General features: G+C 60.4%; 14 protein-coding genes. 8 read left to right on the top strand and 6 right to left on the bottom strand.

What is annotated here, in order from left to right:
* Window positions 1–95: 95 nt before the first annotated feature.
* On the bottom strand, window positions 96–1,049 hold the full coding sequence (locus K4O48_RS20250) for a TAXI family TRAP transporter solute-binding subunit (protein ID WP_222910145.1): 954 nt from the start codon (window positions 1,047–1,049) through the stop codon (window positions 96–98).
* 372 nt (window positions 1,050–1,421) lie between these two features.
* On the opposite strand from K4O48_RS20250, the gene K4O48_RS20245 reads away from it, so the two are divergent.
* From K4O48_RS20245 to K4O48_RS20230, 4 genes are all read left to right on the top strand, one after another.
* Entirely contained in the window at window positions 1,422–1,850 is a 429-nt protein-coding gene (locus K4O48_RS20245) for a DNA methylase (protein ID WP_222910144.1), read from the top strand.
* A gap of 241 nt (window positions 1,851–2,091) precedes the next feature.
* On the top strand, window positions 2,092–2,334 hold the full coding sequence (locus K4O48_RS20240) for a hypothetical protein (RefSeq protein ID WP_222910143.1): 243 nt from the start codon (window positions 2,092–2,094) through the stop codon (window positions 2,332–2,334).
* A 95-nt stretch (window positions 2,335–2,429) separates the two neighbouring features.
* Window positions 2,430–2,867 (top strand): YqaA family protein, encoded by a 438-nt coding sequence (locus tag K4O48_RS20235; RefSeq protein ID WP_222910142.1) that lies wholly within the window; start codon window positions 2,430–2,432, stop codon window positions 2,865–2,867.
* Window positions 2,868–3,141: 274 nt separating this feature from the next.
* Window positions 3,142–3,336 carry a hypothetical protein gene (locus K4O48_RS20230; RefSeq protein ID WP_222910141.1) on the top strand — a complete coding sequence of 65 codons (195 nt, stop codon included), beginning with the start codon at window positions 3,142–3,144 and terminating at the stop codon, window positions 3,334–3,336.
* Between the two features lie 101 nt (window positions 3,337–3,437).
* Here the strand turns inward: K4O48_RS20230 and ampC are convergent, their stop codons facing one another.
* From ampC to K4O48_RS20210, 4 genes are all read right to left on the bottom strand, one after another.
* Window positions 3,438–4,598 (bottom strand): class C beta-lactamase, encoded by a 1,161-nt coding sequence (gene ampC, locus K4O48_RS20225; RefSeq protein ID WP_222910140.1) that lies wholly within the window; start codon window positions 4,596–4,598, stop codon window positions 3,438–3,440.
* A gap of 25 nt (window positions 4,599–4,623) precedes the next feature.
* Window positions 4,624–4,992 carry a PH domain-containing protein gene (locus K4O48_RS20220; protein ID WP_222912179.1) on the bottom strand — a complete coding sequence of 123 codons (369 nt, stop codon included), beginning with the start codon at window positions 4,990–4,992 and terminating at the stop codon, window positions 4,624–4,626.
* 134 nt (window positions 4,993–5,126) lie between these two features.
* On the bottom strand, window positions 5,127–6,881 hold the full coding sequence (locus tag K4O48_RS20215) for a potassium/proton antiporter (protein ID WP_222910139.1): 1,755 nt from the start codon (window positions 6,879–6,881) through the stop codon (window positions 5,127–5,129).
* Between the two features lie 259 nt (window positions 6,882–7,140).
* The gene (locus tag K4O48_RS20210; RefSeq protein ID WP_222910138.1) at window positions 7,141–7,446 is read right to left on the bottom strand and encodes a hypothetical protein; all 306 of its coding nucleotides are present in this window, start codon (window positions 7,444–7,446) and stop codon (window positions 7,141–7,143) included.
* 210 nt (window positions 7,447–7,656) lie between these two features.
* On the opposite strand from K4O48_RS20210, the gene K4O48_RS20205 reads away from it, so the two are divergent.
* The 4 genes from K4O48_RS20205 (at window position 7,657) to K4O48_RS20190 (ending at window position 11,450) form a co-directional block, all read left to right on the top strand.
* The gene (locus K4O48_RS20205) at window positions 7,657–8,094 is read left to right on the top strand and encodes a DUF6306 domain-containing protein (protein WP_222910137.1); all 438 of its coding nucleotides are present in this window, start codon (window positions 7,657–7,659) and stop codon (window positions 8,092–8,094) included.
* A gap of 46 nt (window positions 8,095–8,140) precedes the next feature.
* Entirely contained in the window at window positions 8,141–8,938 is a 798-nt protein-coding gene (locus K4O48_RS20200; RefSeq protein ID WP_222910136.1) for a cyclic nucleotide-binding domain-containing protein, read from the top strand.
* A gap of 252 nt (window positions 8,939–9,190) precedes the next feature.
* On the top strand, window positions 9,191–10,006 hold the full coding sequence (locus K4O48_RS20195) for a TlpA disulfide reductase family protein (RefSeq protein WP_222910135.1): 816 nt from the start codon (window positions 9,191–9,193) through the stop codon (window positions 10,004–10,006).
* A 208-nt stretch (window positions 10,007–10,214) separates the two neighbouring features.
* Window positions 10,215–11,450, top strand: a complete 1,236-nt coding sequence (locus K4O48_RS20190; RefSeq protein ID WP_222910134.1) for a CaiB/BaiF CoA transferase family protein — start codon at window positions 10,215–10,217, stop codon at window positions 11,448–11,450.
* A gap of 805 nt (window positions 11,451–12,255) precedes the next feature.
* Here K4O48_RS20190 and K4O48_RS20185 read toward each other — a convergent pair.
* Window positions 12,256–12,501 (bottom strand): AbrB/MazE/SpoVT family DNA-binding domain-containing protein, encoded by a 246-nt coding sequence (locus K4O48_RS20185; RefSeq protein WP_222910133.1) that lies wholly within the window; start codon window positions 12,499–12,501, stop codon window positions 12,256–12,258.
* Window positions 12,502–12,694: the final 193 nt, after the last annotated feature.

Raw genomic sequence — 12,694 nt, 5'->3', positions numbered from 1 at the left:
TACTAGCGCCTCTTTAGATTCGGGTCGGTGGAGCCGTGGACGCAAAGCGCCCACGGTTCAGGAACAGGGCAGCTAGGACGCTGCCCGCGGCGTACTTAGAGTGCGCCCGCTTCCTTGTAGTAACGCTCGGCACCCGGATGCAGTGGGATTGGCAGTGCCTTGGTCGCGTTTTCCAGCTTGATGTCCTTGGCTGCCGAATGAGCGTTGCCCAGCTGATCGAGGTTTTCGAACAGCAGCTTGGTCATCTGGTAGGCAACGTCGTCGGACACACCTTCGTGGGTCACGAGGATGTTGGTGATGGCGACGGTGGGAACGTCCGCTTCCTGACCGTCATAGGTGCCGGCCGGGATCTTTGCAGCCTGGTAGGCAGCGTTATTGATCTTGGCGACCACGTCTTCCGGGATCTCAACGTAGTTCAGCGGCATGGTAGCCGCCAGGTCACGAATGGCAGCCATGCCCAGGCCTGCCGATTGCAGCGTGGCGTCGAGCTGGCGGTTCTTGATCAGTTCGACCGACTCGGCGAACGGAAGGTATTCCACCTTGCCCATGTCTTCGTAGCTCAGGCCGGCTGCCTTGAGGATGGCGCGAGCGTTGAGTTCGGTACCGGATTTCGGCGCGCCCACGGACAGGGATTTGCCTTTAAGGTCGGCGAGTGTCTTGATGCCCGAATCCTTGCTGGCGACGATCTGGATGTAGTTCGGGTAGCTGCCGCCGATGGCGCGCAGTTTCTTCAGCGGGGCCTTGAAGCCAGCGTCTTCAACGCCATTCCAACCATCGGCGACCGAATCGCCCAGGGCGAAGCCCAGCTCGCCACGACCGGCTTGCAGGAGGTTGAGGTTTTCGACCGAAGCCTTGGTGGCCTGCACGGAGGTTTTCGAGCCTTCGATGCCTTTGCTGTACAGCTGGGAAATGCCCACCCCGATGGGGTAGTACACACCGCTGGTGCCGCCAGTCAGGATATTGATGAAGGTCGGCGCGGCCACTGCGGCAGTGCTGGCGGTGAACGCCGCTGCGGCAGCAAGCAGGCTGAAGCGTTTGGTCAATCTCATTGTGTTTCTCCGTTTCGTTGTTATTGGTTTCGCAGAACAGACGATAGCCGATCAGCTGCAGCCATTGTGCTGCAAGCGGGACAAGAACAGGCGGAGACACACGAAATGGCTTTCATGAGGGAAAGCAGGAGTGCGCTGTGCGGCTTTTCTTGTCGTTGATCGCATCGGGCAGGAGTAGACATAGCATGAGCCGTGCCAGTGTCAGCGATGGCCTTGGCAAGCGGCTTGCACTTTATCGAACGCCGCGCATGGGCGGAAAACTGCTCATCTTTAAAGCGGCACTAGGCGGAATCTTGCCGATTGCGATGGCTGAGCATGAAACCCGCTGCCCTGGATGCCGTCGGATAAGGAAGGCTGTGCAGCGAGGTGACGATGGCACGCGAAATCAGTGCGGAGGACCTGGGTATCGACGTCGAGAAGGGAGAAGGTGAGCTTTTCAAGTGGTTCGTCGCCAGCTTTCTGTTCGGCAAACGTATCCAGCGGGACATCGCCGCCGAGGCCTATCGAGTGATCGTCGACAAGCATCGGCGCGACACGCCACGCAAGCTTGGCCATTGCAGTTGGCGGGAACTGGTGAACATGCTCGGAGAGGCGCGTTACGTTCGCTATGACGAGTCGACTGCCGAGCGACTGCTCAAGTTGTGCGACACGCTCAACCGTGAATACGACGGCAAGCTCGGCACACTGCGTGAGCAGAGCGCGAACCGTGAGGAGCTGGAAAAGCGCCTGGCGGCGTTCGAAGGCGTCGGGCCGAAAACCGTGGAGATCTTCATGCGCGAGGCGGAGAAGGTCTGGTTCTGAACAGGACCATCGGCGGGACCAAGGGAAACGCGAACCACCGTGCGCAGTCATTAATCGCCTGCGTTGCTCGCCCCGCCCGACACCATCCGGCCGACAGCCTGTTACGGTGGGATGACGCGGCATGAGACGAAACGCCCATACCGCCGTGACAACCAACGCAGCGTAGCCATGGCGCAATCACCGCACTTGCACGGTGCGCCGATCCGGCTAAAGTGGCGCCAGCTCACCTAGAAGTTCGATCATGCGCCTCCTCCTTCTTTTACTAAGCCTGCTCATGCCGAACCTGGTGGTGGCCGGCCCGGCACCCTATTACCAATGGCAAAGCAAGGCTGACGGCACGATCATCTGCCGGCAGACCTCACCAGGTCACGGCTGGGAACTGCTTGATGGGCAACCGTTTCGGGACCTCAATTGCACGCAACCGGCCGGTCGGGTGGACCGTCCGGGCGCGGTTCCGGGCTTTCGGCCACAGCCGGGGCGCTGATGAAGCTGTCGGTTCGACAGCGGTGAGTGCTGCATCGCAGCGTGTTTTGGCAAGCCCGCGCTCGAGGCCGTTCACCTTTTGCACTTCTGTAGTCCATGCCTGACCTGGCCGCATATCTCAGTCTGTTCCTGGCCGCGTTCGCGGCTGCCACGCTGGTGCCTGCGCAATCAGAAGCGGTGCTGATCGGGCTCCTGGCCAGCAACACCTTTTCACCCGTGGCGCTGCTGTTGGTGGCGACGCTCGGCAATGTACTGGGGTCGCTGGTCAACTGGCTGCTTGGCCGATCGGTCGAACGGCTGAAGCATAAGCGCTGGTTTCCGGTCTCAGAGCGACAGCTGGCACGGGCGCAGGACAGCTACCACCGCTACGGTCGGTGGTCTCTTCTGTTGAGCTGGGTGCCGATCATCGGCGACCCGTTGACGGTGGTGGCCGGCATGCTGCGTGAGCCGCTCTGGAGCTTCATTCTGTTGGTAACGTTGGCGAAGGGCGCCCGCTACCTAGTGCTCGCGGCGCTCACGCTCGGTTTGGTGTAGCCCAACGCCGCATTCCGTCCCCTCTGCTGGCAAACAGCCGGCCCGTTTGAAACCGAAGCGGTCACGTGCACATCGCACGGCAATTCTGCGCTTGCCATGCAAATTGCAAGGCGGTTCTGAATGGCATGTTTCATAACTTATTGAAATTCAATGAAAAATGTTTCAGGACTCGAATGGCACGCTCGGTGCTGTAGCTGTGTATTGCTAGTCGGCAACGCCCAAAACAATTCGAACGAACGACTGGACGGGCGCTCCAGTCGAGGAATGGAAAGACATGGATAACAGGCTGAACGGCGAAACGCAGATATGGGCCGATGGATATTCCTTTATGGAAGTTACTGAGACGCTGCTGATGGCGCTTGGGATCCGGTCGGAAAGTGGCCAAACAACGGAAACGCGGGTGGAACGAACGGAAACCGTCGCTAAAACTGCTCAGGATGAGGCGATCGGCGCAGAGCTTGATCGATAAGGTAGCCTCCGACCCGCGCGATAGGCGACGGGTCCACCGGTAGGGTGGGCTTCAGCCCACCCAAGCCGCCTTTGTCTGACCATCTGCAATGAGCTTGGTGGTCAGTGCAGTAGTCCGAGGATGCGATAAGCGAACTTTACGCGCGCCTCATTCGGGTAATACCGATTAGCCAGGATGACGATGCCGAGCTGCTTGGCCGGTACGAACGCCACGTAGGCGCCGAAGCCATTGGTCGATCCGGTCTTGTTGACCCAGACATCCTCCTGCGGTGGCAAAGCCGGTCTGATCGGCGTCGTGGGATGACTTTCGAGCGCCATCTTGCTGCTGTTTCCCGTTAGCACATCGTCCAACGCTGCTGGATATTCGTAGTGCTCCCATACCAACGCCTGCGTCATGGCACCCACGCGGTAATAACCGGACCGGGTCGCAGCCATGGCCTGTCGGACCGCGTCATCTACCTCGCGAACGCCAAGCTGTATCTCGACCAGCCGCAGTAGATCTTCGCTAGTGGTTTTGACGCCGTAGGCTTCGTCGGCCAGCAGCCCAGGGTTCAGTCGGACCGGTCTGCCGTCCTTGTCATAGCCTTGCGCATAGCGGAGCAGTTCGCTGGCCGGCACCTTAATGAAAGTCGAACGCATTTGGAGCTTCGGTAGCAGCTCGCTCTGCAGCGCGTCGGCGTAGGGAAGCCCAAGGCTCTTCGCGGCAACCCTGCCGAGCAGCCCGATGCTGGGATTGGCGTAGGTACGGTGGGTGCGCGGTGGGTATTGCGGTTGCCAGGCGTTGAAGTAGTCGATCAGCTGCTGATCGTCACGAACCTCATCGGGCAGCTGCAACGGAAAGCCGCCAGCGGTATGAGTCGCCAGGTCAATCAGCGTGATCTGATCCAGCGCGCTGCCTGCAAGGGCGGGCAGGTAGCGGCTCGGGCTGTCGATGAGTGAGAGCTTGCCCTGGGTTTCGGCATAGGCCGCCAATGTGGCGGTCAGGGTTTTGCTGACCGAGCCGATCTCGAACAGCGTTTCGCGTGTCACGGCCTGCTGCGTCGTCGTCGATGCCACACCGTACTCATAGAAGCGCGGCGTGCCCTGGGCGGTGATCGCAATCGCAAGACCGGGAATCGCGTGGCGCGCCATCAACGTCTGCGCAGCTTCGTCTATTGTCGCGTCGATGTCCGCCGCTGCCACATCGGCTCCTGCGACACGGCAGAGCACTGCCGTCGCCACGACGACAAGTATCCGGTTGCGGAGCGTCTGGCTTAAGCGCATCGCAGGTCGACCCATTCGGTTTAGATCACAGTAAATGCCGCGAAATGTGCTTCGATATCTCCACCATCGCAGCCCTGCCCGTAAATTCGAACTTCACCTTACCCAGCGACGAGAAATAGATTTCCAGTTCGGAATCCAGATCGAAGGTGCCAGACGTCTCGACCGAATAGGCGACGATGTTCTTATAGGGCAGGGACGTGAAATCCTTCTTGCTACCGGTGAGGCCTTGCACGTTTACCGCGATGATTCGCTTGGTGGTGAATACCACGCCGTCACGCATGGATTTGTAAGCATCGACGACTTGTTCGTCGTCCAACAGCAGCGATCTGACGCGCTCCGCGAACTCGTCGTTCTGCTTTAGTTTAAAAAAGCCCTTGTTGTTGAAGTCGATCATCGCGTGCCTCTCATTCTCGATCCGTATCGGCGCATGCTGCCGCAACAGGCTGCGCTCCGCCATAGCGCTCCCAGACGCGTAAGCAACGAAACGTCCCGATGAGACGAGTCATCCATCACCGCTCAGTGTTGATATCAATGCCTGCTGCGGGCACGGGCAGCGCCAGGGGTCGTCGGTTCGTCGGGAATCGCCCGTATACCAACGGTCGTGATGCGGCCGTGAAGCTCCTCGCGCACCGCGATCAGGGCTGTACCGGCGCGCAGCTCTGCACCCGGGCGGAGCGTTTCGCCCAGCGCGTCCTTGACGAAGCGGTCGAGCGTTTGATGTTTGTCCACGGCGAGGTCGATTCCGTAGGACCGCCAGACGTCTTCGAGTTTGGTGCTTCCCTTGAGTCGAAGCTCGTGGTCAGGCAGATCCCCTCGCGCGGCGTCCAGCGCCTGTGAGAAGACGCAATCAACGAATGCCCGGCTATCGGCCTTGAGCACCACGAACAGATGGTCGCCTGGCTGAAGCGGTGTCGAGCCACGCGGTGGGATTACGCAGTCACCTCGGGTGATCATCGCCACCACAACGCCCTCGGGTAACGCCATTTGCGACAGCAACCGGCCAATCGCCCGGGCGTCCTTGCCCAGCGTGTATTCCACAATTTCTGCATCCACGTTTTGCAGAGAAGTGATCTCGAGTGTGGCGGCCGGCGTGGCCGGTGGTTTCTCGGTCAGCCCCAATTTGCGAGCAACCAGGGGCAACGTCGAGCCCTGCACCGTGGCCGAGATCAGCACGACGAAGAACACCACATTGAAAATCAGGGGCGCGTTTGGCAGCCCGAACAGCAGCGGGAAGATCGCGAGGATAATCGGTACGGACCCGCGCAGACCAACCCAGGACACCAGCGCCGTTTCCCTGAGATTGAACCCGAACAGCGTCAGCAACGGCGCAACCGCCAGCGGCCGTGCAACCAACACCAGCGCAACCGCAATAACGAGCCCTTCAAACCAGACTTCCAGCAGTGATGCGGGATGAACAAGCAGCCCCAGGACCACGAACATGGTGATCTGGCCAAGCCAGGCCAGGCCGTCCATGAAAAGAAAGGTGCTGCGCTGGAACACGAACTGCTGGTTGCCGATCATGACGCCGGCTACAAATATGGCCAGGAAGCCGCTGCCACCAAGGTTGGCGGCGATGCCATAAGCCAGCAGCCCGCCGGCGGTTACCAGTACCGGATACAGCCCGGAGGCGACCAGCTTGATCCGGTGCAAGAGCTTCAGCACCGACCAGCCGACTCCCAAGCCGACCAGCGCGCCGATCCCCATCTGCATCAGGAACAGCTGGAGCAGGCCCCACCCCAACGGCATCCCGTTCACCAGCACTTCGAGCAGGCCCACGGTCAGGAAAATCGCCATGGGATCGTTGGAGGCGCTTTCGATTTCCAGTACCGATTTGAGCCGCTTATTGATGTGAATGCCGGCGTTTCTGAGCAGCGAGAACACCGCGGCGGCATCGGTCGATCCGATAATCGCGCCCAATAGCATGCCTTCGAGGATCGGCAGGCCGAGCATCCAGGCCGCCGCGAGCCCGGCAACGGCAGCCGTGACCAGCACGCCGACGGTTGCGAGCAGCGAGGCGGGTTTCCACACCAGCTTGATCGACGAAGCGGGTGTCTGCAGCCCGCCATCGAACAGGATCAATGCGAGCGCCAGCGTACCGAGCGCGTGGGCGGCGACGGCATTGTCAAACGCGATACCGCCAATACCGCTCTCCCCGGCGAGCATGCCAGTAAGCAGAAACAGCACCAGCACGGGCAGGCCCAGGCGGGCCGAGAGTTTGCTGGAAAGCACGCCGAACAGGATGAGGATCGCAGCCAACAGCAGCACTTTGTCGATCGCAAACACGGTGGGTTTCCTTCTGAGGCTATCCCGGATAACGAGGCAGTTTGCACGTGCCGGGACGCAGCGTCTCTTTCATTTCAATAGCTTATGTGTTCGGCACCTTATGCCTGACTCTAGACCCGCCGCAGTGGCAAGACGTGCCATGAAAGCGTGTTTCGTGATGCTGCGAGGCGTGGCAGAACGCTGAAGCCGCTGTAGCGCCGGGACATTGGCCGGTCTGCTACCCGGCAAGCCCGTTTGCGCATTGGTTGTTGCACGTGTGCTATTGCAGCGATGCGCCGCATCGTTTACAGCGCATTTGATGGGATCGCTTCAGATCCTGTACGTTGATCCCGCCCATTTCCAGCACGCTATCGCAGGCAGGGCAACGCCATAGGTGGCGCTTGAGCAGCAATAGCAGGCCGATCGCAAGAACAAGCACCAGCCACTCTGCTTTGCCAAAGACAGCGTCATCGAAGGTCATAAAGGCCAGCGCTCCGAAACTGCCAATAACCACCAGCGCAGACAGCAGGCTGAACGTTCGACGGCGGAATTTGAACGTCCGGATATGATCGTCGGCGAAGCTCATCCGTCCTCCAAATCTCATTGACTACAAAATCTCTGCGTTATAGCCGCATTATCTTTCATTTTCCGTATAGGTTCCTGCGCCCTAGCATGGCTGCCGTGCGCTGCGGTTGACCAAACCCATCCAGATCCGCGGTGCCATTGATTCGGATGCAATCGTACGGCACGCAGCGACTCGGCGCAGTGACTCGGCATAGAGCCAAGAGGACGAAACATGACAGCGGATCAGCTAGGTATCGCGCGCGACGAATTGATCGCGGCACTCAATGAGCTTTTGGCCGCGGAGCGCGCGGGCGCACAGGTGGCCAATGCCAGCCTCCGTGAAGCGACATCGGATATCCAGCAAGGCGTCCTTCAACAAGTGCACCGTGGCGAAGCCGACAGCTGCAAGCGGCTTCGCGATTGCCTGATCATGCTCGACGCCGAGCCTGCCCATGGGCGCGGCGCGTTTTATGAGAAATGCATGGCGATCACGGATCTGGGTGATCGTCTCGCGCTGGTGGATCGCGGGCAGAAGTGGGTGATTCGTAAGCTGCAGGCGCTCCTCGAGGTGGTCACGCATCCCGGCATCCGGCAGGAACTCGAAGCCGTGCTCCAGACCCATGAGATCAACAGCGACGACTATGCGGCCAAGGCCGTGCAGTTACGTTAGTGGCTGTTATCCAGGGTGCTTGTCGCGACGGGGAAGGGAGCATGAAGTGGAGTTGATTGAACTGGCCGGCGCCGATCGGGCCCATTGCCGGCGCTGCATTCGAGCGGCCCAGTGCCTGCCCAGCGTCTTGAAAAGGCGCGACCTGAACACCCTGGAGCGGCTGGTGACAAATGTGCCAATGCTGAACAAGGGTGATCAGCTGTTCGCGGCAGGACAGCCCGCCGATGCCCTGTATGTCTTGCGCTCCGGCGCGCTGCAAAATTCGACAATCAACGGCTATGGGAATGAGCAGATCATGGCGTTCTTGCTGGCCGGTGATTTTGTCGGCGTCACGGCGCTCCATGACGGCGTTTACATGACGACCACCATGGCGATGCAAACCTCGTCGGTCTGCAGGATTCCGTTTGATGCAGTGGCGCAGTTGAGCGCAAGCAATCCGTCGCTGGATCGGTACCTGGCTCGATTGCTCGGCCGTGAACTGCAGGCCTGCCGGCAAGCGCGCTTGCGACTGGCTGCCCCGCGCTCCAAAACCCGTGTTGCCAAGTTCATTTCACAGTTGATGTCCACGCTGGCCGGCCGCGGTTTGTCGGCCACGCACTTCCGCCTCCCCATGGCTCGTTGGCAGATAGCGAACCATCTGGGCTTGGCTATCGAATCCCTGTCCCGTGTGCTCGCCAGCTTTCGCGCGCAGGGCATCGTTGAAGTCAGAAACCGGGAAGTGGTCGTACACGATCCCGTTCGCCTTCAACAATTGGCGGACGGCCTATTATTCGAAGGTGCCCCGGAAGGCGGTGAAGGCTCGCCTGTTCTGCGATTGGTCGCAAACGCCGGTCGCCGGGTTTAAGCCGCCCACAACGTCTGGTTCGCTTGAAGCCCACCCTCTACAGCCCACCATTTACGCGCACTCGTATCCGTCCGCCACGCTCGCCGTCCGCCACGTCCGTTGCCGCACACCCCACCGCCTAATTGCCCGCGACAGGGGCGCGCCATGAAAACGCTTCTGCTCAACACGCATTGACGAGACGATGGGCTCGTTTGTTGTTCGGTGACGGCTATGCCAACCCCGGCATCCATAGCGAAGAATGGAGCGAGGCAGATGTTGACGATCAATCTGGGGCCCTTGGCTCTGGCGGTTCCGCACGTGCTGCTACTGGTGAGCCTGTTTCTGGCAATGCTCACGGGGTGGTGGGTCGGCCGGCGCAGCGAGCGCAATCCCGAACAGCACGTGTTCAGAATGCTGTTGGTCGCGTTGTTCGTCGCACGCCTGGCCTTCGTGCTGGTATACGCCGAGTATTTTCGTGACGAACCCTGGCGCGTGATCGACATTCGTGACGGGGGGTTTATCGCGTGGCCGGGTGTGCTGGCCGCCGTTCTACTTGGCGGGTGGTTCGGCTGGCGCGACCGTGACGTGCGCAAACCGCTTATCTCCGCAGTGGTGGTTGGTGTATTGAGCTGGGGCTTCGCAAGCTTTGCCGTTCACTCATTCGAGCAGGGCACACGGCTGCCGGACATGGGCTTGCGCGACAGCCAGGGCAAGCCGGTTGCCTTGCGGGACTATGTCGGCAAACCCTTGGTCGTCAATCTGTGGGCGACGTGGTGTCCGCCTTGCCGCCGGGAAATGCCGGTGCTGGCCGAGGCGCAGCGTAAAGAGGCGGACGTGACCTTCCTGTTCGTCAATCAGGGGGAAGGCGAGCAAGTTATTACCGGTTTCCTCAAGGCCGAAGCGCCCGACCTGAAAAACGTCCTGCTCGATACGGGCGGACGGCTTGGCCAGCACATTGGGTCGTCTGCCTTGCCGACCACGCTTTTCTACGACGCCGAAGGGCGCCAGGTTGGCAGCCACCTCGGCGAACTGTCTGGCGCCAGTCTCGCGCGTGCCCTTGAACAACTAACGTTGCGTGCGCAGCCCTAACACCTAAGACCGCCCGATATGCCGTGCGGCCGTCCGGTCAGCCTTGTGGCCGTTTGGTGTGGTCTGCAGCACAGGAGCAAGAGTGATACGGTCATCCACCTGTGCATCGGCATCGGTTGGGGACCGGTCCTGATACTGAGCGTGACCGAGCACGGCAATCAATCCAGGCCGAAGGCCAACGGGCGGCCGCGTTGAAAGGATGAGCGATATGGGTGCATTGAGTGGGATTCGGGTGCTGGACCTGAGTCGAGTACTGGCAGGCCCCTGGTGCGGTCAGATACTGGCCGACTTGGGCGCGGAAGTGATCAAGGTAGAGCGGCCGGGTGTGGGCGACGATACCCGTGGCTGGGGCCCGCCCTACATGAAGACCCCGGAAGGCGGGAACAGCGCCGAGGCGTCTTACTACCAGTCCGCCAACCGCAACAAGCTGTCGGTGTCCATCAACATCGCCACCGCAGAGGGGCAGGAACTGGTACGCGCGCTCGCTGCGACGTCCGACGTGCTGATCGAAAACTACAAGGCCGGCTCGCTGGCCAAGTACGGCCTCGATTACGACAGCCTGTCGGCGCTCAACCCCCGCCTGGTTTACTGCTCGATCACCGGTTTCGGGCAGACAGGACCGCGCGCCGAGGAGCCCGGCTACGACTTCATCATCCAGGGCATGGGCGGGCTGATGAGCATCACCGGCGAGAAAGACGGGGTGCCGGGTGCTGGCCCGCAGAAGGTCGGCGTGGCCGTCGCCGATGTGATGTCGGGTCTGTATTCCACGATCGCCATTCAGGCGGCGTTGCTGGCGCGTGAAAAGACCGGCCGCGGCCAGCATTGCGACATGGCGCTGCTGGACGTGCAGGTGGCAACACTCGGCAACCAGAGCCAAAACTACCTGAGCACCGGCAAGCCGCCGGGACGGCAGGGCAACGCCCACGTCAACATCGTGCCGTATCAGGTGTTCAGTGCACGCGACATGGATTTCATCATTGCTTGTGGCAACGACGCCCAGTTCGTGGCGCTATGTGGGGCCATCGGCCTGCCGGATCTGCCGCTGGACCCGCGCTTCACCCGCAACGCTGACCGCGTGCGCAACCGCGACCCTCTCGTTGCGCTCCTGGCCGAGCACTTTCTCACGGACGACGCCGACCGCTGGGTGTCGAAGATCCACGCCGTGAAAGTGCCGGTGGGTGTCATCAACGACATCGGTCGCGCGTTAGCCGAGCCGCAGGTACTGGCGCGCGACATGCTGGTGAACATCCCGCATCCCATGAACCCGGACTTCCAGATGGTCGGCAGCCCGCTGAAGCTGTCCGATACACCGGTTGAATACAACCGACCGGCGCCACGCCTGGGCGAGCACACCGACGCAGTGCTGTCACAGCTAGGGCTGGACACCAGTGCGCTTGATGAACTCAAACAGAAAGGGATCATCGAGCAGCTGAAAGCAGACTAGCGTGTCATTCGCTGCGTGCTGCTGGTCTCGATCAGAGCGCGTCTGTCGCGCCAGGGCCATGTTGGGCCCGCACGGTTCAGGCGCAGCGGATGGCTCCACGCATAGGGAGCTGGCAGAAAACCTAAAGACAGTGCCGTCAGCATGCCCGCACGCGTACAGCTCCTGACGGGGAGCACGGCTGAGAGCTCGCGGGTAAACGGTGGGGCTTATCAGACAATGATCGAGTGTCTAAGCAGAACTCGATCATTCGAAGAGAGATGGCGCACCAGGCGGGATTCGAACCCACGACCCCTCCTTCGGAGGGCAATGCGGTACAGAAATCTTGATTGGCGGCAAGCGTTCAAAAATGGCTCTAAGTGCCGTACTGCAAGGATTTCGTCTTTTACCGTGTCTGCAGTTTAAGGCTAATAGCGGCGTCTGAGGGCAGTTACCTTTGGCACAAAAAACGAAATCCGGAATATCGATTTTTGACCACTAGCTAGACCCTGACGCGTCTTACTGTCGTCTCATTGAGCCGGAGTTCCTCGCGGCCTGCAGCGAGCATCGTAGCTCAGTGAGGTTAATAGATCGCTGGTACCTGGCGCCGCCCCGGCTCCATCAGCGCTTGGGATGCATGACTACAATCATGCTGCGCTTGAGTTCGTAAAACCTGCTTTTTGTCCTGGGCTGTTACCTTTGCGCAACCTAGGAACGTGGTTGGCCAAAAGCTATCGGCCCTTGTCTATGCATGAAGGTCTCTGCTCTTTGCTGGGGCCAATGGTAGAGCGTCAAACAGGATTCGCGGGCAGCAGGCTGGGTAGTCAGCTCACTCGTCCTTGGCGTTTATCTCGGCGGAGTCTTTGCCAAACGACTCCCAATGGCCAACCAGCTCATCTACACGATCAGGGATACGCGGCGATTTACTGAGCACGAGGCAACGAGTAGTGCCTACGAACTCCTCGAGCAGATAGAGCGTGTCCCCAACGTCGACGCCCATTTCCTGCAGAACTTCGTCGGGTAGGCGAATAGCACCGTCGCCATCCCAGTCCTCAATCACTACATGATTTCGCATCGTGACCTCAGGAAACGGTTGAATGGGTGTCCGCAGGGGGAAGCAACGGCGAGCCGTTGCCAACGAAGTCCCGCGGCGCAGGCCGACAGAATAGCAAAAAGCTCCTAGGCCCAGAGCGTTGTAACGACGACGCCCCTCATCTCTATCCGCAGCTTCTGATATTTAAATTCGCCGCAGGCCTGCCAGCTACCAC

The organism is Pseudomonas sp. DNDY-54 (assembly GCF_019880365.1).
GTDB lineage: Bacteria > Pseudomonadota > Gammaproteobacteria > Pseudomonadales > Pseudomonadaceae > Stutzerimonas > Stutzerimonas stutzeri_P.
This window is presented reverse-complemented; position numbering and strand designations above follow the sequence as displayed.